This is a genomic window from Pseudomonas sp. Teo4 (assembly GCF_034387475.1).
Lineage (GTDB): Bacteria > Pseudomonadota > Gammaproteobacteria > Pseudomonadales > Pseudomonadaceae > Aquipseudomonas.
On the sequence record NZ_JAXCIL010000002.1, the window covers coordinates 1,768,537 to 1,790,379 of the forward strand.

Annotated in this window: 20 protein-coding genes; 5 read left to right on the forward strand and 15 right to left on the reverse strand. The window is 61.6% G+C overall.

What is annotated here, in order from left to right; all coding sequences use genetic code 11:
• Positions 1–215 precede the first annotated feature (215 nt).
• Positions 216–1,004 (forward strand): PDDEXK nuclease domain-containing protein, encoded by a 789-nt coding sequence (locus PspTeo4_RS24495; RefSeq protein WP_416196975.1) that lies wholly within the window; start codon positions 216–218, stop codon positions 1,002–1,004.
• A 16-nt stretch (positions 1,005–1,020) separates the two neighbouring features.
• Here PspTeo4_RS24495 and PspTeo4_RS24500 read toward each other — a convergent pair whose 3' ends face one another.
• From PspTeo4_RS24500 to PspTeo4_RS24560, 13 genes are all read right to left on the reverse strand, one after another.
• Positions 1,021–1,794 (reverse strand): cytochrome c, encoded by a 774-nt coding sequence (locus PspTeo4_RS24500; protein ID WP_322366335.1) that lies wholly within the window; start codon positions 1,792–1,794, stop codon positions 1,021–1,023.
• Positions 1,795–1,803: 9 nt separating this feature from the next.
• Complete coding sequence (locus tag PspTeo4_RS24505) at positions 1,804–2,763, reverse strand: copper resistance protein B (RefSeq protein WP_322366929.1); 960 nt, start codon at positions 2,761–2,763, stop codon at positions 1,804–1,806.
• Complete coding sequence (locus PspTeo4_RS24510) at positions 2,753–3,106, reverse strand: hypothetical protein (protein ID WP_322366336.1); 354 nt, start codon at positions 3,104–3,106, stop codon at positions 2,753–2,755. Before PspTeo4_RS24510 ends, PspTeo4_RS24505 begins: the two co-directional genes overlap by 11 nt.
• 14 nt (positions 3,107–3,120) lie before the next feature.
• Positions 3,121–4,890: a copper resistance system multicopper oxidase gene (locus PspTeo4_RS24515; protein ID WP_322366337.1), complete on the reverse strand. Its 1,770-nt coding sequence runs from the start codon at positions 4,888–4,890 to the stop codon at positions 3,121–3,123.
• 476 nt (positions 4,891–5,366) lie between these two features.
• Positions 5,367–6,068: a helix-turn-helix transcriptional regulator gene (locus PspTeo4_RS24520; protein ID WP_322366338.1), complete on the reverse strand. Its 702-nt coding sequence runs from the start codon at positions 6,066–6,068 to the stop codon at positions 5,367–5,369.
• Between the two features lie 186 nt (positions 6,069–6,254).
• Positions 6,255–6,782 (reverse strand): inorganic diphosphatase, encoded by a 528-nt coding sequence (gene ppa / locus PspTeo4_RS24525; RefSeq protein WP_084857414.1) that lies wholly within the window; start codon positions 6,780–6,782, stop codon positions 6,255–6,257.
• Positions 6,783–6,875: 93 nt separating this feature from the next.
• Positions 6,876–7,691 carry a M90 family metallopeptidase gene (locus tag PspTeo4_RS24530; protein ID WP_322366339.1) on the reverse strand — a complete coding sequence of 272 codons (816 nt, stop codon included), beginning with the start codon at positions 7,689–7,691 and terminating at the stop codon, positions 6,876–6,878.
• An 8-nt stretch (positions 7,692–7,699) separates the two neighbouring features.
• Positions 7,700–8,347, reverse strand: coding sequence for a DedA family protein (locus PspTeo4_RS24535; RefSeq protein ID WP_322366340.1), 648 nt, complete (start codon positions 8,345–8,347; stop codon positions 7,700–7,702).
• 323 nt (positions 8,348–8,670) lie between these two features.
• Positions 8,671–9,129, reverse strand: a complete 459-nt coding sequence (locus tag PspTeo4_RS24540) for an N-acetyltransferase (RefSeq protein ID WP_322366341.1) — start codon at positions 9,127–9,129, stop codon at positions 8,671–8,673.
• Positions 9,130–9,236: 107 nt separating this feature from the next.
• Positions 9,237–10,055 (reverse strand): ethanolamine ammonia-lyase subunit EutC, encoded by an 819-nt coding sequence (gene eutC / locus PspTeo4_RS24545; protein WP_322366342.1) that lies wholly within the window; start codon positions 10,053–10,055, stop codon positions 9,237–9,239.
• Between the two features lie 8 nt (positions 10,056–10,063).
• Positions 10,064–11,458, reverse strand: coding sequence for an ethanolamine ammonia-lyase subunit EutB (locus PspTeo4_RS24550; protein WP_322366343.1), 1,395 nt, complete (start codon positions 11,456–11,458; stop codon positions 10,064–10,066).
• A gap of 49 nt (positions 11,459–11,507) precedes the next feature.
• Entirely contained in the window at positions 11,508–12,956 is a 1,449-nt protein-coding gene (eat, locus tag PspTeo4_RS24555) for an ethanolamine permease (protein ID WP_322366344.1), read from the reverse strand.
• A gap of 224 nt (positions 12,957–13,180) precedes the next feature.
• Positions 13,181–14,701: an aldehyde dehydrogenase family protein gene (locus PspTeo4_RS24560; RefSeq protein WP_322366345.1), complete on the reverse strand. Its 1,521-nt coding sequence runs from the start codon at positions 14,699–14,701 to the stop codon at positions 13,181–13,183.
• Between the two features lie 267 nt (positions 14,702–14,968).
• On the opposite strand from PspTeo4_RS24560, the gene PspTeo4_RS24565 reads away from it, so the two are divergent.
• The 4 genes from PspTeo4_RS24565 to PspTeo4_RS24580 all read left to right on the forward strand — a co-directional run bounded on the left by PspTeo4_RS24565 (position 14,969) and on the right by PspTeo4_RS24580 (position 19,274).
• Positions 14,969–16,948, forward strand: a complete 1,980-nt coding sequence (locus PspTeo4_RS24565; protein ID WP_322366346.1) for a sigma-54-dependent Fis family transcriptional regulator — start codon at positions 14,969–14,971, stop codon at positions 16,946–16,948.
• 66 nt (positions 16,949–17,014) lie between these two features.
• Positions 17,015–18,364 (forward strand): UDP-N-acetylmuramate:L-alanyl-gamma-D-glutamyl-meso-diaminopimelate ligase, encoded by a 1,350-nt coding sequence (mpl, locus tag PspTeo4_RS24570; RefSeq protein WP_322366347.1) that lies wholly within the window; start codon positions 17,015–17,017, stop codon positions 18,362–18,364.
• Positions 18,361–18,990 carry a flavin prenyltransferase UbiX gene (gene ubiX, locus PspTeo4_RS24575; RefSeq protein WP_322366348.1) on the forward strand — a complete coding sequence of 210 codons (630 nt, stop codon included), beginning with the start codon at positions 18,361–18,363 and terminating at the stop codon, positions 18,988–18,990. Before mpl ends, ubiX begins: the two co-directional genes overlap by 4 nt.
• A complete protein-coding gene (locus PspTeo4_RS24580; RefSeq protein WP_322366349.1) occupies positions 18,987–19,274 on the forward strand; it encodes a YceK/YidQ family lipoprotein in 288 nt (95 codons plus the stop codon). The genes ubiX and PspTeo4_RS24580 overlap by 4 nt, the downstream gene beginning before the upstream one ends.
• Positions 19,275–19,370: 96 nt before the next feature.
• On the opposite strand, the gene PspTeo4_RS24585 is transcribed toward PspTeo4_RS24580, so the two are convergent.
• Both PspTeo4_RS24585 and PspTeo4_RS24590 read right to left on the reverse strand, forming a co-directional pair.
• Positions 19,371–20,015 (reverse strand): oxidoreductase, encoded by a 645-nt coding sequence (locus tag PspTeo4_RS24585; protein ID WP_322366350.1) that lies wholly within the window; start codon positions 20,013–20,015, stop codon positions 19,371–19,373.
• Between the two features lie 27 nt (positions 20,016–20,042).
• Positions 20,043–21,776 (reverse strand): C13 family peptidase, encoded by a 1,734-nt coding sequence (locus PspTeo4_RS24590; protein ID WP_322366351.1) that lies wholly within the window; start codon positions 21,774–21,776, stop codon positions 20,043–20,045.
• Between the last annotated feature and the right edge of the window lie 67 nt (positions 21,777–21,843).

The window sequence follows — 21,843 nt, forward strand, 5'->3', positions numbered from 1 at the left end:
CACACCATTTTCGTTGCTCGATATACGCATCACCTACAAACCCAGGGCAGGCACTTCGAAGCCCCCCCAACATTCCGTGAAGAACCTTTTTGTCAAATAACGTGGGCGGCCATCCGTTAAAGCCAACATTAAGACACATATCCTACGTGGCCAGTCGGCTCAGAAGACGGATAACTGGTTGGTGCAGTCGAACGAAGATTAATCGACCCATTATCATGCGGCCTATCTTCGCCAGGGCCTCGATGGTCGAATTCTTTGAGCCTGACCGCCAATTTGGTCAGCAGCCTGCTGACCAATTACCTTGGTTCCATGTCGTCACGCTGCTGACCAAGTTGAGTAGTCCAGCCGAGCGCGAGTGGTACGCACAGCAAACTGTTCTGCATGGCTGGTCACGCAGTACGTTGGAGCAAAGCATCAAAAACCGTTTGCAGCAGCGCCAAGGCTCTGCGGTCACCAACTTTGTTGCCCGTCTTCCAGCCGCTGAGTCGACCTTGGCCCAGGAAACCCTGAAAGACCCCTATTTGTTCGATTTCCTTGGCCTGGGCGATGACGCTCATGAACGCGATATAGAAGATGGTTTGATACGCCACATCACCCGTTTCTTGCTGGAGTTAGGCGCAGGCTTTGCTTTCGTTGGTCGGCAGTTTCGTCTTGAAGTGGGTGGCGATGAATTTTTCATCGACTTGCTTTTCTATCACACCCGCCTCAAGTGTTATGTAGTAGTGGAACTCAAGGCTACAGCTTTCAAGCCGGAACACGCGGGGCAGTTGAATTTCTATCTGGCGGCGATAGATGCGCAGGTCAGGGCTCATGACGACAAACCCACTATCGGGCTGCTCCTGTGTAAACAGCAGAACCGCTTGGTGGCCGAGTATGCGCTGACGGGCATCGACAAACCCATTGGCGTCGCCGAGTACCAATTGTTGCGCGATTTGCCTGAAGACCTAGGGCGGAGCCTGCCTAGCATTGCAGAGATCGAGGCGGAACTGGCCAATGAACCGTAGCTTTAAGGAGGCTCAATTAGCCCTCATGGGTGTGCTGCTTACCATCACGGTGAATATGCGTCTTCGAAGCCGGCTTTGAGTGGTGACCACTGTCGGCTTCGTTATTCCCGTGGTGGCCAGGCGCTGGCTCGGGCGATGGCGATTCGGGATGATGCGCCTCTGCATGTCCCTTGTCATGATGACCTCTCCCGGAGGTCGCCTCTGCAGCGGGGGCGGGCACGTTGTCGCCGTGCTGGCCTTCATGGTTGTGCATTTCACTTTCGCCACCACCATGTTGGTGGCCGCCACTGCTCGTAACCATCGCGTTGTACTGTTGAGCGTTCATCTGGGGTAGTTGATCCAGGAAGGCGACTATTCCCCAGATGTACTCATCACCCATGCTCTTGCCCCAGGCCGGCATGCCAGAGGCCTTGATGCCGTGCTTGATGGTCCAGAATGCTACGGCGGGATCACCACTGACCCCAAGCTTGGCAAGGTTGGGAGGGGGCGGATAAAGCGCCTGGCTGAGCTCTGTCTTCTTGACGCCAGGGGCTAGATGGCAACCGATGCACATGGCGTTGTAGTTGCCAGCACCCACACGAATCAAGTTTTCATCCTTGAGGTTCGGGACCTCGATGTCTCTGGCACGTACCGCGATGGAGCGATCACGGGCCATGGCCAGAAATGCGTGCACTGCTGGAAAATGGGGATCATCAGCCCCAACATTGACCAGGCCAAGGTACGCCGCACCCAATACGCCCGCACTGGCGACGGCGCCTGCTGCTACCAGCGTTGTAATTGTTCTTTTCATGTCTGGCTCTCAAAACCACATCCGAATACCGGCTACGAAACGCGCTTCATCCACATCCCCACCCTCGTCGCGGATGAAGTCTGCGGTCTTGCCGTAGGAACGATTCCAGGTGACGCCTATGTAGGGTGCGAACTGACGGACGATTTCATACCGTAGGCGCAGGCCGACTTCGGTATTCGCAAGGCCCGAACCCACGCCTCGCTCGGGATCGTTCTTGCCATAGAAATTGGCCTCGGCGGTTGGCTGCAGGATCAGTCGATTGGTCAGGAGAATGTCGTAGTCGCCCTCCAGGCGAGCGGCGGTCTGACCATTCTCACCGATGAACGCGGTGGCTTCGGCTTCGAAGTCGTAAAGCGCCATGCCCTGAATACCGAACGCTGCCCAGGTTTGGGGCGATTCGGGCTTGAAGTCCTGGCGCACCCCCGCCACCACATCCCACCAGGGGCTGATTGAGCGGCCGTAGAGAAGTTGGAGTTCGGCGTCTTCGGTGACACCGTTGGTGCGTTCACCTTCGGAGCGGATCCAGAGCCGGTTGATATCGCCGCCTATCCAGCCAGAAGCGTCCCAGGCCAGCGCGCTGCCTTCGTCTGCGTCCTGGTACTCCAGTTGATCCAGCAAGAAGAAGCTGTTGATCGCGCTGTCGTGCATCTGATGCCCGTCCAGCGGGGGGAAGGCCGCTTGGCGGTCCGCATCCGTCAGTTCGGGAATCGGGGTACGGCTGCTGGTCGCAGGCTCAGCAGGGCCATGGTTCATCGTCGAGTGATCCATCCCCTGCATGCTTCCATGCTTCATCTGGCTGTGGTCCATGCCAGGCATCGAGTCATGCGACGGCGCGCTATCCATTTTCATGGATCCGTGTCCCATTGCCGAATGGTCCATTTCGTCAGCGGCGAAGCTGGGCGCAGCGCCCAGCATGCCGAGTGAAATGGTCAAGGCCAGCAGCGATGGTCGCGCCGGACTATTGGCCATCTTTCCCTGCCTTGGCTTTGTCGGTGCCATGCGATTCCATCATTTTCTTGTGATCCATGCCTTCCATGCCTTCCATGCCTTCCATGCCTTCCATGCCTTCCATGGAGCCGTGGTCCATGCCCTTCATCGAGCCGTGGTCCATACCCTTCATTGATCCATGATCCATGCCTTTCATCGAGCCATGATCCATACCCTGGGAACCCTTGGCTTTCTCAGCATCGGCAGACTTCTGGGTGTGCTGCTGATGTTCGTCGCTGGACCACGACGATGGCGAATAAACAGCCAACAGGCCAGCCATCACGGCAGAGATTAAAAACGCGCTTCGTTTCATGGGTGTGTTCATCTTTGATCTCCAGTTCATTCGTCCACGCGGACTTCTCGGAACATGCCCATCTCCATGTGGAACATGAGGTGACAGTGATAGGCCCAACGCCCCAAAGCATCTGCAGTCACGCGGTAGCTTCGTTTTGAGCCAGGCGGCATGTCGATGGTGTGCTTTCGAACCATGAAGTCGCCGTTCTCATCCTCCAGGTCACTCCACATGCCATGCAGGTGGATGGGGTGAGTCATCATGGTGTCGTTGACCAGGGTGATACGAAGACGCTCGCCGTATTTGAGGCGCAGAGGCTCGGCATCGGAAAACTTGATGCCGTCGAATGACCAGGTGAATTTCTCCATGTGGCCTGTCAGGTGCAACTCGATTGTCCGGCCAGGTTCCCGACCGTCTGGATCGATGAAGGTGCTTCTCAGGTCCGCATACGTCAGCACACGGCGGCCGTTGTCACGCAGCCCGATGCCCGGGTCGCTCAATTTTGGTGTCGGGGACATCGTCTGCATGTCGACCAAGGGGTTGTTGGTCTCAGAGTCCGGATGGCTCTGCATGGTCTCACTCATGCCGGCCATGCTGCCGTGGTCCATGCCAGCCATCTGACTATGGTCCATGCCGGCCATGCTGCCGTGGTCCATGCCGGCCATTTGACTATGGTCCATTGCGCCCATGCTGCCGTGATCCATGCCCATATCGCTCATGGAAATGAGCGGGCGTGGGTCAACCGCTGGAATAGGGGCTTGCAAGCCCTCGCGGATAGCCAAGGTGCCCCTGGAGTACCCGGTTCGATCCATGGATTGAGCGAAAATGGTGTATGCCTGCTCATTTTCTGGCTCAACGATGACATCGTAGGTTTCAGCAACGGCGATACGGAACTCGTCGACCGGGACGGGATTGACGTGCTGTCCATCCGCCGCAACAACGGTCATCTTCAGGCCGGGAATGCGCACATCGAAATACGTCATGGCGGAGGCGTTGATGAAGCGCAGCCGGATTTTCTCGCCAGGCTTGAACACGCCAGTCCAGTTTCCGTCTGGCGCCTGGCCGTTCATGAGATAGGTGTAGGTGTACCCACTCACGTCAGCGAGGTCGGTCGGGCTCATCTTCATTTCGGCCCACATCTTCCGATCAGCCACAGCAGCAGACCAACCCATTTCGCTTACGTCATTGACGAAATCGCCAACCGTGCGCTTGTGGAAGTTGTAATAGTCAGACTGCTTCTTGAGCTTGGACTGAACCCTGGCCGGATCTTCATCCGTCCAGTCGCTGAGCATCACTACGTAGTCACGGTCGTAGGTAAAGGGTTCGGGCTCTTTTGCATCGATGACCAGAGCGCCATACACCCCGAGCTGCTCCTGGAAACCGGAATGGCTGTGGTACCAGTAAGTGCCGTTCTGATGGACCTTGAACTTGTATTCATACATGCCGTCGGGGGCGATGCCATGGAAGCTCAGGCCTGGCACTCCATCCATGTTCGCCGGCAGGATCATGCCGTGCCAGTGGATGGAGGTGTCCTGCTTCAAGCGGTTGCGCACGCGAAGCGTAACGGTATCGCCCTCGCGCCAGCGAAGCGTTGGTCCCGGCAAGGAGCCGTTGATTGCCATGGCCGCTCGCTTTGCGCCGGTAATATTGACCGGTAGCTCACCGATGTAGAGATCGAAGTCGGTGCCAGTCAGCACATTCGGCTGGCCAGGGCTGGTCACCGCCCACACCGGCGCGCGCCACATGCCCAATCCGCCAAGTAGGCCGGTAGCAGCCAGGCCTTTGACGAAGGAACGTCTGGTGGTTTTGCTTTGCATGCCGTTGCGTCCAGTCAGATAGATAGCTGATGTCCAGGCTGCGAGGTGTCACAGCCATTGCTCTCAGTGAAGCTTGCACTAGCCGATCGAGTGATCTGGCTGGCACTAGGGCAAGGTAATGACTGGGCGCTGTCAAAAAGCTGAGGTCGACATGACATTTCTGTCAGCTTCTGGTTGCAGATGGGGAGGGGAGGCGGCGTAGCGGTATCTACGCGTGGACAATGATGGGAATGGCTTTCGCTGGGGCATTAAAAAGCCGGCTTGTGGCCGGCTTCTCGGGGACGGTCTTGGCTAATTTTTGGTAAGCCGCAATCGCCTTAATCGTGTTGGCACTCGGCCAGAATAGAGATGGCAGACGGCTGTGTGAGACGTTGCCGAGCCCTCTGAATCGCGGTTTGCACCGGTCGGGGCTGAATGTGGCGCGTAGCATACTAGGGCTGGCGCTGGATGCCCAGCAAAAAATGGCACAGGGTGTTTCAGGCGGGGCGTTGCTGGCGAAAATGTGACCAGTGGAAGACCCAGCCGAGAATTCTCAAATCCTGGTTCTTGAGTTGCGCAGGGGTGTAGCGCTCCACGGTGTGGTTTCGACGATCAAAGCTGTGCAGGCACAAGGTACCCGACTGGCCCAGGCTCAGGCTGTTCACCCTGAGGGTGCCGTTGTGCAAGAGCGCATAAGTTTCGCCTTCGATCACGTCGGTCAGGCTGAGGTCGATGGCCAGGAGTGCATTTCCTGGGATCAGAGGTGCCATGTTGGTGGCAGGCATGGCCATGCAGATGGTGTGGCTGGCGCTGATGCCCAGCTTTTGAAGAGCCTGCGCGGGAAGGCGCAATTGCTTGCCTTTTACAGGCACCAGCTGGCCATTACGCAGCTCGTGCAGGGGGACTGGCTGCAACCGCCCGTCGACCGTCGACAAAGAGATGGGGTCGTCGCCAGATTCTGGTCGCACCGTCTGGTGGCGCAGGATGGCGATGGGGTGTTTGGGGCCATCACCTGTATGCAGCCAGCCTCGGTTCACGCAAAACAACTCCGCAAGCTCGTCGAGTCGGGCCAGCGGGACGCCGCGCTTGAACCAGTTGTTGACGTGCTGGGCCGAGACGCTGCGCATGGCGGCAAGGTCGGAAGGGGTCAGGCCGCATTCGTTGAGCAGGGCCCTGAGGCGTTCACCGGAGGTATTCATGGAATCGAGTGTAGCGGCCGACTGCCAGCAGGGAAATGAACCTGATGTTGATGCGAACTACGGCAAAAAGCATGAATTGTGGGAAAAGTACTAGGACGAAGTAGGACCGCTTACGTTCCAGGGCTAACAGGCTGGATTGCGCCCACAAAAAAACCCGCCGAAGCGGGTTTTTTCATGCAACCGGTATCAGCCCTTGTAGGCAGCGACCGATTTGGTGATCGCAGCACGGGCGGCGTCGGCGCCTTCCCAGCCTTCGATCTTGACCCACTTGCCCTTCTCGAGGTCTTTGTAGTTCTCGAAGAAGTGTTCGATCTGCTGGATCAGCAGCGCAGGCAGGTCGGTGTATTCCTTCACGTCGACGTACAGCTGGGACAGCTTGTCGTGTGGAACTGCGACAACTTTGGCATCGCCGCCGCCGTCGTCGGTCATGTTCAGGATGCCGACCGGACGGGCACGAATGACCGAGCCTGGAGCAACCGGATACGGAGTGACAACCAGCACGTCCAGCGGATCACCGTCGTCGGCCAGGGTGTTAGGGATGTAGCCGTAGTTGGCCGGGTAGAACATCGGGGTGGCCATGAAGCGGTCAACGAACAGAGCGTCGCTGTCCTTGTCGATCTCGTATTTGATCGGCGCGTGGTTGGCCGGGATCTCGATGGCGACGTAGATGTCGTTCGGCAGGTCTTTGCCAGCCGGGATCTTGCTGTAGCTCATTGGGCTATGCCCCCGTGTTTGATCAAAAAAGTGGCGGCGATTATAGGCACATTCTGCCTGGGCACGCCACGCCTGGCCTGATGTGCGGCCGCATCAGGCGTGGCTTTCGCGGTAGTCCGGGTGCTCGGCCTGCAGCTGCGTCAGGCGCGCCAGCGGGTCTTGCCGATAGAACAGCGACAGTTGCTGGTACACCTGTGGATAACTGCCTTGCAGCAGGTCGGGGGCGCTGAAGAAGTATTCACTGCTGACGGCAAAGAACTCCGCGGGGTTCTCGGCGGCATAAGGGTCGATGGCGGTCTCGGCGTCGGGGTCGGTATCCAGTTGCCGATTGAGGTCGTCGTAGGCTTGTTGCATGGCACTGGCCCATTGCTCCACCTGCATGTCGCTGTGCAGTGGCGGCAGGCCGTTGGCATCGCCGTTGAGCATGTCGAGCTTGTGCGCCAGTTCGTGGATGACCAGGTTGTAGGCCTCCCAGCCACCGCTGGCCAACACGCCGGGCCAGGCCATGATCACCGGGCCCTGCTGCCAGGCCTCGCCGCTGTGTTCGGCGTCCCAGACGTGCTCGACACCGCTGCTGTCGCGGTGGCGCTGGGGGCTTTTGAAGTCGTCGGGGTAGAGGATGATTTCGTGAAAGCCCTGGTACCAGTTCAAATCACCCAGATGCAGCAGCGGCAGTTGTGCCTGGGCGGCGAGGAACAGCCTCTGTTCGTCATTGAGTTCCACGCCGGGCAACGTGGTGAGGTGCTTGTCGTGCAGGAAGAGGATGCAGGCGTCGCGCAGCCAGCGGTCCTCTTCGTCACTGATGCCATCAAGCATTGGCAGGTGTTCGCGGACCACCTGCCATTGCTGTGCCGCGATAGGGTAGCGCGCCAGGGTGCGCTTGCGCCGCCAGGCGCTCAACGACCACATGCCGTTGGTCAGTGGGCCTTGGCCGTGCGGCCCAGGCGGCTGCGCAGCAAGCCGAGAATCATCGGCACCAGCGACAGGAAGATGATTGCGACCACCATCAGTGACAGGTGCTGCTTGATGAACGGCACGTTGCCGAAGAAGAAGCCCAGGGTTACCAGGCCACCGACCCAGAGTATGGAGCCTGCAACGCTAAAGGCCAGGAAACGTGGGTAGTGCATGTGGGCAATGCCGGCCACGAAGGGGGCGAAGGTGCGCAGAATCGGCAGGAAGCGCGCCAGGGTCACGGTCTTGCCACCATGGCGTTCGTAGAACTCGTGGGTGCGCTGCAGGTAGTCGCGGCGGAAGATCTTCGAGTTGGGGTTGTTGAACAGCCGTTCACCCGCCGTTCGCCCGATCACGTAGTTGGTGCTGTCACCCATGATTGCTGCGGCCATCAGCAGGCCGGCGAGCAGAACCGGGTCCATGCCTCCACCCGCTGCAACGGCGCCGGCGATGAACAACAGCGAGTCGCCCGGCAGGAACGGCATCACCACCAGGCCGGTCTCGCAGAAAATCACGGTGAACAGGATGGCGTAGATCCAGGGACCGTAGTTGGTGACCAGCAGATCGAGGTAGGCATCGAGATGCAGGATGAGGTCCAGCGGGTTGAAATCCATGTACAGCACCTGTGTTCTTGACCCGCAGCTACGGGGACGCGATGACGGACAATGCCAAGGGCGTGGGCTTGTTTACCTTTAGGTGGGTAAATTTTCACACATGACAGAGGGAGGCATTATACGGCGAAGTAGGAAACGTGCCCGGAGAGATTGTAGCGGGGGGTTACCGAGGAGGCTGTGGCGGCCCTATCGTGGCGCTGTGGCTTGGAGAACAACTGTCTTGTGTTGCCTGTACTGGCCTCATCGCCGGCAAGCCGGCTCCCACAAGGACCGCGACCGCATTACCTGTGGGAGCCGGCTTGCCGGCGATGAGGCCTGTTTGGTCACTCCAGGACGATCGGCAACACATAGTTCTCGAACTCGGTGTCTTTACGAAAACCGATGGACTCGTAGGTCTTGCGTGCCACTTCGTTGTTGGCGCTGGTGGACACCCGCATGCGCACGGCATTGGTTTCCTTGGCCATTTTCTTGGCCTCGCGCATCAGGTGGTCGGCCACCAGCATGCGCCGTGAGTCCTCCGCCACGTAGATGTCGTTGAGAATCCACACCCGTTTGAGCGACAGCGACGAGAAGCTTGGGTAGAGCTGGCAGAAGCCCAGCAATTTGCTGTCGTCGTCATCCGGCAGCGCCAGGTAGATCACCGACTCGTCACGCTTGAGGCGTTTTTCCAGAAAGCTGCGCGAGCTGTCCGGGTAGGGCAACTGCCCGTAGAACTCACGGTATTTGACGAACAGCGGGGTGAGCAGGTCGAGGTGTTGCATGGTTGCCTTGATGATGCGCATGTGCGGCCCTCAGAGTCCATTTGGGGAAACAGCGGATTGCCAGCAGCTCTGATGGCATGCTGCCCAATGCGGGCCACAAGTGCAATCCGCCTTCCGTGACATGTTTTTTACCCTTCACCCAACAAGAAGTTACCTTTGCGGCTGGGGGCGTTTTCACTGTCGAGGCTATGGACCTCGGCTTCGTCCTTCAGATTCACTCCGGACAGTTGCCGGCGACAGGCTTCGCGCATCAGGTATAGCAGACGGTGGGCGGCCATGCCGTAGCTCAGGCCCTCCAGGCGGACGTTGGAGATGCAGTTGCGGTAGGCATCTGTCAGGCCGACCCGTGGCGCGTAGGTAAAGTACAGGCCCAGGCTGTCTGGAGAGCTTAGCCCAGGGCGTTCGCCGATCAGCATGACGGTCATGCGGGCGCCCAGCAGCTCGCCCACTTCGTCGGCCACGGCGACACGGCCTTGTTGCACCAGCACTACCGGGGCACGGGTCCAGCCATCGGCGGCGGCCTGCTCTTCAAAGCGGGTCAGGAAGGGCAAGGTGTGGCGGTGTACGGCCAGGGCCGACAGCCCATCGGCCACCACGATGGCAAGGTCGACGCCACCTGGGTTGGCTTGGGCATGCTGACGCAGCACGGCCACCGAATCGTCGTTCAGGCGCCGACCGAGGTCGGGCCGTTGCAGATACTGGTGGCGGTCGCTGGCGGCGCTGTGCAGCACCAGGCTCTGGCGACCACGGTCACTGAGCTGAGCGGTAAGGCCGGCGTGGTCGAAGGCCAGGTGCACGGCGTCGCGGGCTTGGGCATGGGCGAACTGGAAATCCAGCTGCGCGCCGGTCGGCAGGCTGGTGCCGGCACGCCCCAGGGCGATGCGCGCCGGGGTCAGGTTGCGCAGGGCCAGCCAGGGGTTGTCAGGGGTAGGCGTGCGATGGTCCATGGTCATCCCTATGCAAGCTGTGCCAAGGCCTGGCGGAAGGCCAGCGGCAGGTTGTCACCGAAACGCACCCGGCCATCGGCCTGGGTGAAGATGCCGGTGCGCTCAAGCCAGGCCTCGAACTCGGGGCCGGGCCTCAGGCCCAGGGTCTGGCGCGCATACAGCGCGTCGTGGAACGAGGTGGTCTGGTAGTTGAGCATGATGTCGTCGGAGCCGGGGATGCCCATGATGAAGTTGATCCCGGCCACACCCAGCAGGGTCAGCAGGGTGTCCATGTCGTCCTGGTCGGCTTCGGCGTGGTTGGTGTAGCAGATGTCGCAGCCCATGGGCACGCCGAGCAGCTTGCCGCAGAAATGGTCCTCGAGGCCGGCGCGGATGATCTGTTTGCCGTTGTACAGGTATTCCGGGCCGATGAAGCCGACCACGGTATTCACCAGAAATGGCTTGAAGTGCCTGGCCACGGCGTAGGCGCGGGTTTCACAGGTCTGCTGGTCGACACCGTGGTGGGCATTGGCCGACAGCGCACTGCCCTGGCCGGTTTCGAAGTACATGAGGTTTTGCCCAAGGGTGCCGCGCTTGAGCGACAGGCCCGCTTCGTAGCCTTCCTGCAGGACATTGAGGTTGATGCCGAAACCGGCGTTGGCGGCCTCGGTACCGGCAATCGACTGGAACACCAGGTCCAGCGGCACGCCACGGTTGATCGCCTCGATCGAGGTGGTGACATGGGTAAGCACGCAGGCCTGGGTGGGGATGTCGTAGCGCTGGATGATGGCGTCGAGCATTTCCAGCAGGGCGCAGATCGAGGCGATGCTGTCGGTGGCCGGGTTGATGCCGATCATGGCGTCGCCGTTGCCGTACAGCAGACCGTCCAGAATGCTGGCGGCGATGCCCGCCGGTTCGTCGGTCGGATGGTTCGGCTGCAGGCGGGTGGACAGGCGTCCGCGCAGGCCCATGGTGCCGCGAAAGCGCGTGACCACACGGATTTTCTGCGCCACCAGCACCAGGTCTTGCACGCGCATGATCTTTGACACCGCCGCGGCCATTTCCGGCGTCAGGCCTGGGGCCAAGGCGCGCAGGCTGTCTTCGTTGGCCTGATCGCTGAGCAACCAGTCGCGCAGACCGCCCACGGTCAGGTGGCTGACCGCTGCGAACGCCTCGGCGTCATGGGTGTCGACGATCAGCCGGGTGACTTCGTCCTGTTCGTAGGGAATCAACGCTTCGTTGAGGAAGTGGGTGAGCGGAATGTTGGCCAAAGCCATCTGTGCGGCGACCCGTTCGCCGTCGTTGCTGGCAGCGACGCCCGCCAGGTAGTCACCCGAACGTGCCGGGCTGGCTTTTGCCATCACCTCTTTGAGGCTGTCGAAGCGGTAGACCAGGTGGCCCACCGTGTGTACGAAACTTGCCATACAGAATCTCCAGAGCGCCGCGGGGCTGGCCCGCGGCGGGTGTCGGCGATCAGTGCAGGGCCTCTTCGGCCTTCTGGATCGCGGCGAATTCCTCTTCCGGTGTGCCCGCTACCAGATGGTGGCGGCTGTAGAAAGCAAAGTAGGCAATTAATACCGCATAGATCACTGCAGCGCCAATCACCACCCGAGGGTCGACCAGGAAACCGGCGACCACTGCGATGCAGGCCAGCACCAGCGCCACGCCCGAGGTGAAGATGCCGCCCGGGGTGCGGTAGGGGCGCTCCATCTTCGGCCGACGAATGCGCAGGGTGATATGCGCGGCCATCATCAGCACGTAGGACAAGGTCGCGCCGAACACTGCCACCAGAATCAGCAGATCGCCCTGGCCGGTCAGCGACAGTGCGAAGCCGATGATGCCGGGGATGACCAGGGCCAGTACTGGCGCCTTGCTCTTGTTGGTTTCCGAAAGCTTGCGCGGCAGGTAGCCGGCGCGGGACAGGGCGAAGATCTGCCGGGAATAGGCGTAGATGATCGAGAAGAAGCTGGCGATCAGGCCTGCCAGGCCCACCAGGTTGACAAAGCTGCCCATCCAGGTGGAACCGCCGTAGGCTTTGGCCAAGGCTTCGACCAGCGGGTTGCCGGACGCCTTGAGGGCCTCGGAGCCCGCGCCACCTGGGCCGACCACCAGAATCAGCAGGGCGAAGGCCAGCAGTACCAGCATGGCGCCGATCAGGCCGCGCGGCAGGTCACGGCGTGGGTTCTTGGTTTCTTCGGCGGCCAGCGGCACGCCCTCGACGGCCAGGAAGAACCAGATGGCGTAGGGAATGGCCGCCCACACACCGACATAGCCGAAGGGCAGGAAGCTGCTGGCGCCCACCGCGTCGGTCTGGGCGATGTCGAACAGGTTCGCTGCATCAAAATGGGGCACCATGCCCACCAGGAAGACAGCCAGGGCGATGGCGGCGATGGCGGTGATGATGAACATCAGTTTCAGGGCTTCACCCACGCCGAAGATGTGGATGCCGATGAACACGATGTAGAACGCCAGGTAGATCATCCAGCCGCCGATGCCGAACAGCGACTGGCAATAGGAACCGATGAACACGGCGATGGCCGCTGGCGCGATGGCATATTCGATGAGAATGGCCGTACCGGTGAGGAAGCCGCCCCAGGGGCCAAAGGCGCTGCGGGCAAAGCCGTAGCCGCCACCTGCGGTGGGGATCATCGAGGACAGTTCGGCCAGGGAGAAGCACATGCACAGGTACATGGTGGCCATCAGCAAGGTGGCGAGGAACATGCCGCCCCAGCCGCCCTGGGCCAGGCCGAAGTTCCAGCCGGCGTAGTCGCCGGAGATCACGTAGGCCACGCCCAGGCCCACCAGCAGGACCCAGCCGGCGGCACCTTTTTTCAGTTCACGTTGTTGAAAGTAGTCCGAGCCGACTTTTTCGAAGTCGACGGAAGAGCCTGCCGGCGTGCCGGCGGATTGATCGCTTGGCATGATTCACCTGTTCTTTTTCTTGGTGGCCGGAGGGTTCCGGCCCTTGGTGATATGTACTGCAGGAAGCGAGCCAGAGCGGTTCGTGCACGAGAACCGGCCTGGATTTGTGTAGTGCAGGTCTGGCCTCTTCGCGGGTAAACCCGCTCCCACAGATTGATGTGCAAAATTCAAGACCAGCACAGGACCTGTGGGAGCGGGTTTACCCGCGAAGAAGGCGACGCGGTTTAGAAGAAGCCCAACGGATTGATGTCGTAGCTCACCAGCAGGTTCTTGGTCTGCTGGTAGTGGTCGAGCATCATCTTGTGGGTTTCACGTCCAACGCCGGACTTCTTGTAGCCCCCGAACGCGGCGTGGGCCGGGTACAGGTGGTAGCAGTTGGTCCACACGCGGCCCGCCTTGATGCCGCGGCCCATGCGGTAGGCGCGGTTGATGTCGCGGGTCCACACGCCGGCACCGAGGCCGAACTCGGTGTCGTTGGCAATGGCCAGGGCTTCGGCTTCGTCCTTGAAGGTGGTGACGCTGACCACCGGGCCGAAGATTTCCTCCTGGAACACGCGCATCTTGTTGTTGCCTTTGAGCAGGGTCGGCTGGATGTAGTAACCGCTGGCCAGTGCGCCTTCGAGTTTTTCCACCTTGCCGCCGGTGAGCAGCTCAGCGCCTTCTTCCTGGGCGATGTCCAGGTACGAGAGGATTTTCTCGAACTGCTGCTGCGAGGCCTGGGCGCCGACCATGGTGTCGGTGTCCAAGGGGTCGCCGCGCTTGATCTGCTTGACCTTCTTCATCACCGCTTCCATGAACTGCGGGTAGATCGACTCCTGTACCAGCGCCCGCGATGGGCAGGTGCAGACTTCTCCCTGGTTGAAGAACGCCAGCACCATGCCTTCGGCGGCCTTCTCGATGAAGCTTGGCTCGGCCTGCATGATGTCTTCGAAGTAGATGTTCGGCGACTTGCCGCCCAGCTCGACGGTGGATGGGATGATGTTCTCGGCCGCGCACTTCATGATGTGCGAACCCACCGGGGTAGAGCCGGTGAAGGCGATTTTGGCGATGCGCTTGCTGGTGGCCAGGGCTTCACCTGCCTCGCGGCCATAGCCTTGCACCACGTTGAGCACACCCGGTGGCAGCAGGTCGCCGATCAGTTCCACCAGCACGGTGATGCCCAGCGGGGTCTGTTCGGCTGGCTTGAGCACCACGCAGTTGCCAGCGGCCAGAGCCGGGGCGAGCTTCCAGGCGGCCATCAGAATCGGGAAGTTCCACGGGATGATCTGCCCGACCACGCCCAGTGGCTCGTGGATGTGGTAGGCCACGGTGCCTTCGTTGATTTCCGCGGCGCCGCCTTCCTGGGCGCGGATGCAGCCGGCGAAGTAGCGGAAGTGGTCGACCGCCAGGGGGATGTCGGCGTTGAGGGTTTCACGGACCGGCTTGCCGTTGTCCCAGGTTTCGGTGATGGCCAGCACTTCGAGGTTCTGCTCGATGCGGTCGGCGATCTTCAGCAGGACGTTGGAGCGGTCCTGCACCGAGGTGCGGCCCCAGGCGTCAGCGGCGGCATGGGCCGCGTCCAGGGCTTTGTCGATATCTTCGGCAGTGGAGCGGGGGAATTCGGCAATCAGCTTGCCGTTCACCGGGGAAGTGTTTTCGAAATATTGCCCTTTGACCGGAGCTACGAACTCACCGCCGATGTAGTTGCCGTAGCGGCTCTTGAAGGAAACCTTGGAGCCCTCGGTACCGGGATGTGCGTAACGCATGGTGTGTCTCCTGGCTATTGTGTTTGTTAGGGAGCTGAAAAGCGTAGAGCAAAGGTTGGGCCAGTGCTTTGCGCTCCTTGTGAATCAATGACTTGGGTCAGTTTTGCCGAGGCGGTTGGCAGGTGCTGTGCCAGCGCTGGCACGGCCCGGGTGACACTTTGTACCGTTTGCGACACAGTGCGTGACCGGGCGGTCTCTGTGCCATTGCATTGCATTGGCAGGTGGAGGATGCTGACGGGAATCTCTATCTGCGGAGAACAACAACAAATGCAGAGCAACCCATTCAGCCGCCATGCCCAACAAGTCCACACCGTCGCCCGAGGCGAGGCAGGCGGCGCAGGCAGTGACCCATCCATCGCCCGCTCCTGGCTGCGTTGCCTGGAGGACTATCACCTCGACCCGGCGCTGATCGAAGCCCCCGTGGTGCTCGAACACGGGCGCCTGCTGGAAAGCCGTGAGCGCCTGCGCCAGGTGCTGAAAATCGCCGATACCGAAATGAACAGTCTGCATCAGCAGCTTTCCGGTGCAGGCCACGCGGTGCTGTTGACCGACGCCCGCGGCGTCATCCTCAATTGTGTCACTGCCCCTACCGAGCGCCGCAGTTTCGAGCGCGCCGGCCTGTGGCTGGGCGCGGACTGGAGTGAAGCCCGCGAGGGCACCAATGGCATCGGCACGTGCCTGGTCGAGCGCCAGGCGTTGACCATCCACCAGAACGAGCACTTTCGTGGCCGCCACACTGGGCTGACGTGCTCGGCCAGCCCGGTGTTCGACCCCCATGGCGAGCTGCTGGCGGTGCTCGACGTATCGTCGGCACGGCCTGATGTATCGCGCCAGAGCCAGTTCCACACCATGGCGCTGGTCAATCTGTCGGCGAAAATGATCGAAAGCTGTTACTTCCTGCGCCATTTCGACCAGCATTGGTTGTTGCGCTTTCACCTGCAGGCCGAGTCGGTGGGGCTGTTCAGCGAAGGGTTGTTGGCTTTTGACGGAGATGGACGAATCTGCGCGGCCAACCAGAGTGCATTGAATCTGTTGGGCACGATTCGTGGTGGCGTGTTGGGCAAGCCGATGGAGCAGTTCTTTGCCTGCGGCCATGATGAACTGTTCAGCCGGGCCATGCCCCAGGGTGGTACGGTCTGGCCGCTGCGTACCCGTGATGGCCGTCAGGTATTTGCATCCCTGCGCGGTCAAGCTCGCCAGCCCATTTGGTCGGTGCCTGCGGCGTTGCCTCAGGTTAAGGCTGAAGTTGAACCGGGCATCTGCTTGCTCGACCCGGCACTTCAGAATGAATTCCGCCGGTCAGTACGCGTGTTCGAGCGTGATGTGCCGTTGCTGCTGCGTGGCGAGACCGGTTGCGGCAAGGAAGCCTTCGCCCAGGCCGTGCACCAGGCCAGCCAGCGCCGCAGCAAGCCTTTTGTGGCGGTCAACTGCGCGTCGATCCCTGAGAGCCTGATCGAGAGCGAGTTGTTCGGCTATCGCGGCGGCAGTTTCACCGGGGCGCGCAAGGAAGGCATGCGCGGCAAGCTTCTGCAGGCCGATGGCGGCACCTTGTTGCTGGATGAAATCGGTGACATGCCGTTCGCGTTGCAGACCCGCTTGCTGCGGGTGCTGGAAGAGCGCCAGGTAGTGCCCATCGGGGGCGAGCCGCAGGCAGTGGATGTGCGCATCATCAGCGCCACTCACCGGGATCTGCTCGAACGGGTGGAGCAGGGCAGTTTCCGGGAGGACCTGTACTACAGGCTCAATGGTCTGGAAGTGGCGCTGCCAGCCGTGCGCGAACGTAGTGACAAGGAGCAGTTGCTGGACTTTCTGTTGCGTCAGGAGGCGCGGGGGGGCCTTGTGCAATTGGCGCCTGAGGCGCGGCAGGCGCTGCTGGACTTTGCCTGGCCGGGGAACGTGCGGCAGATGCGCAACGTGCTGCGGACCTTGGTGGCGCTATGCGAGGGCACCCATATAGCACTTTCCGATTTGCCCGCAGTTGTCCGTAACCAGGGCGAGGGCTTTGCCCTCGATCGCCGGCAAGCCAGCTCCCAAAAGGATAGCGCTAGGCCAAAGGGCGACACTGAACCTGTGGGAGCCGGCTTGCCGGCGATGAGGGCGCCATTGGAAGACGCCGAACATCAGGCCCTGCTGGCCACACTGGAGGCAAACCGCTGGCACATGACCCATGTCGCCGAGCAGCTGGGCATCAGCCGCAATACCTTGTATCGAAAACTGCGTAAACACGGCATCGCCAGGGTCGTCTGAGCGAAACAGCGGGTGCGATTTCCTGCGCCCTGGGCTACCCTGCCTCGAAGTTTTGCGAGGTCGACCATGCATATTCATATTCTCGGTATTTGCGGCACATTCATGGGCTCGCTGGCGGTGCTGGCCAAAGAGCTCGGCCACCGCGTCACAGGCTCGGACGCCAACGTCTATCCCCCGATGAGCACCCAGCTTCAGGCCCAGGGCATCGAGCTGACCCAGGGCTACGACCCGGCCCAGCTGGAGCCGGCGCCAGACCTGGTAGTGATCGGCAATGCCATGTCGCGCGGCAACCCGGCCGTGGAATACGTGCTGAACAAAGGCCTGCCCTATGTCTCCGGCCCGCAGTGGCTGGCTGACCATGTATTGCAGGGACGTTGGGTTCTGGCCGTGGCCGGTACCCACGGCAAGACCACCACCAGCAGCATGCTGGCCTGGGTGCTGGAGCACGCGGGCATGAGCCCTGGCTTCCTGATCGGTGGCGTACCGCAGAACTTCTCGGTCTCTGCGCGCCTGGGCGATACCCCGTTCTTCGTGGTCGAGGCTGACGAGTATGACAGCGCCTTCTTCGATAAACGCTCGAAGTTCGTCCACTACCATCCACGCACTGCGATTTTGAACAATCTCGAGTTCGATCATGCTGATATCTTCCCAGATCTGGCATCTATCGAGCGGCAGTTCCACCATCTGGTGCGCACCATTCCAAGCGAAGGCCTGGTTATCCACCCCACCACCGAGCAGGCGCTGGAGCGCGTGATCGGCATGGGCTGCTGGACCCCTGTGCAGACCACCGGCGAAGGTGGCCAATGGCAGGCCAGGTTGCTCAGTGCCGACGGTTCGCGCTTTGAAGTGCTGTTCGATGGCGAAGTGCAAGGCGTGGTGGACTGGTCGCTGACGGGTCAGCACAACGTCGCCAATGCTTTGGCGACCCTGGCCGCCGCCCGCCATGTGGGTGTGGTGCCAGCCATGGGTATCGAGGGGCTGAGTGCCTTCAAGAGCGTCAAGCGGCGCATGGAAAAGGTCGCTGAAGTGCAGGGCGTGACCATCTACGATGACTTCGCTCACCACCCGACCGCCATTGCCACCACACTCGACGGCCTGCGCAAGCGGGTGGGCGAGGCGCCGGTCATCGCCGTGATCGAGCCGCGTTCCAATTCCATGAAACTCGGCGCCCACCGTGACGGCTTGCCTGACAGCGTGACCGATGCCGACCAGGTGATCTGGTACGCGCCGGCCAACCTGGGTTGGGACCTGGCAGCTACCGCCGCGCAATGCAAAGTGCCAGCGGTGGTTGCGGACAGCCTCGAGGCGATCATCGAGCGGGTCAAAGGCCAGGCGCGCCCAGGCACCCATGTAGTGATCATGAGCAACGGCGGCTTTGGCGGCCTGCACGGCAAGTTGGCCGAGGCCCTCAAGTGAGCGGGCCGGAACGCATCACCCTGGCCATGACCGGCGCCTCCGGGGCGCAGTATGGCCTGCGTCTTCTCGATTGCCTGGTGCGCGAGGACCGTGAGGTGCACTTCCTCATTTCCAAGGCGGCGCAACTGGTGATGTCCACCGAGACCGACGTGGTGTTGCCGGCCAAGCCTCAGGCCATGCAGGCGTTTCTGACCGAATACACCGGTGCGGCCGATGGGCAGATCCGCGTGTATGGCAAGGAAGACTGGATGTCGCCGGTCGCTTCCGGCTCGGGGGCTCCGGCGGCGATGGTGGTGGTGCCTTGTTCCACGGGCACTCTGTCGGCCATTGCCACGGGGGCGTGCAACAATCTGATCGAGCGGGCTGCGGACGTCACCCTCAAAGAGCGCCGACAGCTGATTCTGGTGCCGAGGGAGGCGCCGTTCTCGACCATCCACCTTGAAAACATGCTCAAGCTGTCGCAGATGGGCGCAGTGATTCTGCCGGCGGCTCCGGGGTTCTATCACCAGCCGCAGACCATCGATGACTTGGTCGACTTCGTGGTGGCACGCATTCTCAATCTGCTTAACATCCCGCAGGACATGCTGCCGCGTTGGGGCGAGCACCACTTCGGGGCCGATGATTGAAGCGGGCGCTGGTCGGGCTGCTGGCCACGACACTGTTCAGCGGCTGCGCGACGGTGCGAACGCTGGACGCCAACATGCCAGGCGCCCCGGTGGTGTACGCCGGGACGCGGCTTAACTTGTATGTGATGAACGGTGGGTGCTGCCCAAAGGATCACTTCGGGGCTGAGGCGCCGGCGTATCCGGGGTTGGACCTGCCGGGGAGCGCGCTGCTCGATACCTTGTTGCTGCCGTTGTCACTGCTGACGGCGGCGGGGATTGGCTTCCAGGCCACAGGCGGCCTCTGATGGCCCTTTCGCGGGTAAACCCGCTCCCACAGGTACAGCATTGGCCTTGAGGCCGGCGAGTTGCCTGTGGGAGCGGGTTTACCCGCGAAGAGACCCTTATTTCTTGCCCAGTTTGCGTAACTCATCGGATTCGACGATCCGAATGCCATCCTCTTCCTCCAGCGCCAGCCGCCACAACGCCCGTGCCAGGGTACAGGCCTCGATACCCCGGTACTTGCCCGGAATCAGGCGGGCAAGTGGCGAAGCCAGTCGTTCGCCAAGCCTTGGCTCCACACGCTCGCCCAGCAGCAGCGATGGCCGCACGATGGTCAGTTGCGGCCAGTCCTGGGCTTTGAGGGCTGCTTCCATTTCGCCCTTGACCTTGTTGTAGAAAACAGGCGACCTGCGGTCGGCACCCAGGGCGCTGACCACCAGCAGGTGCCGCGCGCCCATTTCCCGGGCACGCTTGCTGAAGGCCACGACCATGTCCAGGTCGACTGCACGGAACGCGGACTCCGAGCCTGCTTGCTTGAGGGTGGTGCCCAGGCAGCAGAAGGCGATATCGACCCGGCCAGCCAGTTGAGGGAGAAACACTGCCGGGTCGCCGACCGGGTTTTCCAGGTGCGGGTGCTCGGCCAGTGGCCGGCGGGTAGGCGCCAGCACCCGGCTGATGGTGGGTTCGTTGAGCAGGCGGTCGAGCAGGTGTTCACCCGTCAAACCAGTGGCACCGGCAAGCAGGACATGCTGAGGCGTCAAGTACATGATGTCTCTCCCTTGTTACACACAAGCTTAGTGGTTGCCGGGCTTTTTTGCCTGTTCCCCCACCGGGGCCTGTGCCGCATTACGTAAGGCTTCCTCGGCCTGCTGCCGGCGCAACTGCTGCCAGTGTGCCAGTACCGCAGGGGGTGCCCACAGCTGTGGCTCCGAGGCTTCGAAACCTTCCCTTCGTTCTCGTTCGGCAACGCTGGTGCGGGCCAGTTCAAACGCCAGTTTCAAGTCGTCGGTCTGGTTCAGCGCCTCGGCGAACAGGGCGTCGCCGAAGTAGGTGAAATCCGCTTCCTCAGAGCAGCCGAAGGACACACGATCAGCACGCGCCGCAGTCATGATGAGCGTGCGGTCGTCCTTGAGCGGGGCAATGTAACCACCGGAATAGCAGGCCGAGATGACAATCACCTTGTCGCGGTCCTTGAGGGGGGCGAGTGCGCTGGCCAGTTCGTCGGCTGACAGGTCGGCCAGCTGCAGGCGCGGTTGGTCCAGCACCAATTGGTGGTCGTGGCTGCCATGGCTGGTCAGGTAGATGAACACCAGGTCCTCGGGGCCGCTGCGCTCGGCGAGGGTGCGGGCGGCGCGGGTGAGGCTCTCGCGGGTGGCCATGGGGCGCGTGGTCATGTGGTCGCGGTGGTTGACCAGGGTGACCTGGCCGCGGGCGCCGAAGCGTACCTTGAGCATGTTGCTGACGTAGTCTGCCTCGCGCAGGAACACGCTTTGCTGGCCATCACCGGCCACCACCAGGCTGTACAGCTGAATCGGCGATACGGAGCGGGGCACCTTGGCCAGGGCGTCTTCGAGCAGGCGGCCCTGATTGAGCAGGGCGAGGTCCAGCGGGTCGGGCAGCAACTGCCCCTTCTGGTCGCGAACGCGTACGCCATTGACCCAGTAGCCGGCTTCAACCTTGCCGTTGGCCAGCGTCAACTTGCCCTGGCCATGGTAGGCGTCATTGTCGAAGCCGCCCAGATACCGGCTGCCGTCGGCCAGTTGCAGGCTGCCCTGACCAGACAGGCGCCAGTCGACGAAACTGCCCTTGTAGTGGCTCCCGTCGCTGCCGAGCAATTCACCTTCGCCGCTGAGCGAGCCATCCTTGAATTCGCCGATCCAGACGTCGCCGTCCGCGTTTTCATAGCGCCCGCGGCCTTCCAGTCGGTTGTCCTTGAATTCACCGATGTACTGTTCGCCATCGACACTGTCGTAGGTGCCGCTGCCTTGCAACAGCCCGTCGACGAAGCGGCCACTGAACTGATTGCCGCTGGCATCGCTGCGCACCCCCGCGCCGTTGGGTTTACCCTTGGCGAACAGGCCCTGGTAGCGGCTGCCATCGGCCAGCTCCAGTTCGCCGGCGCCTTCGTATTGGTCATCCTTGAATTGGCCGCGGTAGGTTTGGTCGGCCTGCTTGAGTGTGCCTTCACCGTCTCGGCGGCCGTGGCTGAAGGTGCCGGCGTAGTGGCTGCCGGGGGTGGTCAGGTCGCCCAGCCCCTGGAACAGCCCTTCAGCGAATTGCCCACGGTAGACTTCGCCATTACGCCCATGCCACTCGCCCTGGCCGTGCCACTGGCCATCCTTGAACGAGCCGGCGTACCAGCTGCCGTTGGGGTAGTCGATGCGCCCCTCGCCCTGCAGCAGACCATTGACCACCTCGCCCCGGTAGCGCCCACCGTCAGGCAGGCGTGCGTCAGGGGGCTGAAGCGACTCGCCATCACCGCAGGCAGCGAGCAACAGTGTCAGAGCGATGGGGAGCAGTGGACGCATGGCGGAATCCGGGCAATAGATCTGCCGAGTATGCCGCAGAATGGGCCGCTTTGCGGCCCTGATGAGT

Excerpts from the sequence above, each read along its gene's own strand:
- PspTeo4_RS24535 (WP_322366340.1), bottom strand. The coding sequence starts at position 8,347 with ATGGATTTCAACCCGCTGGACCTCATCCTGCATCTCGATGCCTACCTC.
- PspTeo4_RS24530 (WP_322366339.1), bottom strand. The coding sequence starts at position 7,691 with ATGTGGTCGTTGAGCGCCTGGCGGCGCAAGCGCACCCTGGCGCGCTAC.
- eat (WP_322366344.1), bottom strand. The coding sequence starts at position 12,956 with ATGCCAAGCGATCAATCCGCCGGCACGCCGGCAGGCTCTTCCGTCGAC.
- PspTeo4_RS24500 (WP_322366335.1), bottom strand. The coding sequence starts at position 1,794 with ATGAAAAGAACAATTACAACGCTGGTAGCAGCAGGCGCCGTCGCCAGT.
- PspTeo4_RS24550 (WP_322366343.1), bottom strand. The coding sequence starts at position 11,458 with ATGGCAAGTTTCGTACACACGGTGGGCCACCTGGTCTACCGCTTCGAC.
- PspTeo4_RS24565 (WP_322366346.1), top strand. The coding sequence starts at position 14,969 with ATGCAGAGCAACCCATTCAGCCGCCATGCCCAACAAGTCCACACCGTC.
- PspTeo4_RS24590 (WP_322366351.1), bottom strand. The coding sequence starts at position 21,776 with ATGCGTCCACTGCTCCCCATCGCTCTGACACTGTTGCTCGCTGCCTGC.
- PspTeo4_RS24495 (WP_416196975.1), top strand. The coding sequence starts at position 216 with ATGCGGCCTATCTTCGCCAGGGCCTCGATGGTCGAATTCTTTGAGCCT.
- eutC (WP_322366342.1), bottom strand. The coding sequence starts at position 10,055 with ATGGACCATCGCACGCCTACCCCTGACAACCCCTGGCTGGCCCTGCGC.
- PspTeo4_RS24585 (WP_322366350.1), bottom strand. The coding sequence starts at position 20,015 with ATGTACTTGACGCCTCAGCATGTCCTGCTTGCCGGTGCCACTGGTTTG.
- PspTeo4_RS24540 (WP_322366341.1), bottom strand. The coding sequence starts at position 9,129 with ATGCGCATCATCAAGGCAACCATGCAACACCTCGACCTGCTCACCCCG.
- PspTeo4_RS24510 (WP_322366336.1), bottom strand. The coding sequence starts at position 3,106 with ATGAACACACCCATGAAACGAAGCGCGTTTTTAATCTCTGCCGTGATG.
- PspTeo4_RS24520 (WP_322366338.1), bottom strand. The coding sequence starts at position 6,068 with ATGAATACCTCCGGTGAACGCCTCAGGGCCCTGCTCAACGAATGCGGC.
- PspTeo4_RS24560 (WP_322366345.1), bottom strand. The coding sequence starts at position 14,701 with ATGCGTTACGCACATCCCGGTACCGAGGGCTCCAAGGTTTCCTTCAAG.
- mpl (WP_322366347.1), top strand. The coding sequence starts at position 17,015 with ATGCATATTCATATTCTCGGTATTTGCGGCACATTCATGGGCTCGCTG.
- PspTeo4_RS24505 (WP_322366929.1), bottom strand. The coding sequence starts at position 2,763 with ATGGCCAATAGTCCGGCGCGACCATCGCTGCTGGCCTTGACCATTTCA.
- ppa (WP_084857414.1), bottom strand. The coding sequence starts at position 6,782 with ATGAGCTACAGCAAGATCCCGGCTGGCAAAGACCTGCCGAACGACATC.
- PspTeo4_RS24515 (WP_322366337.1), bottom strand. The coding sequence starts at position 4,890 with ATGCAAAGCAAAACCACCAGACGTTCCTTCGTCAAAGGCCTGGCTGCT.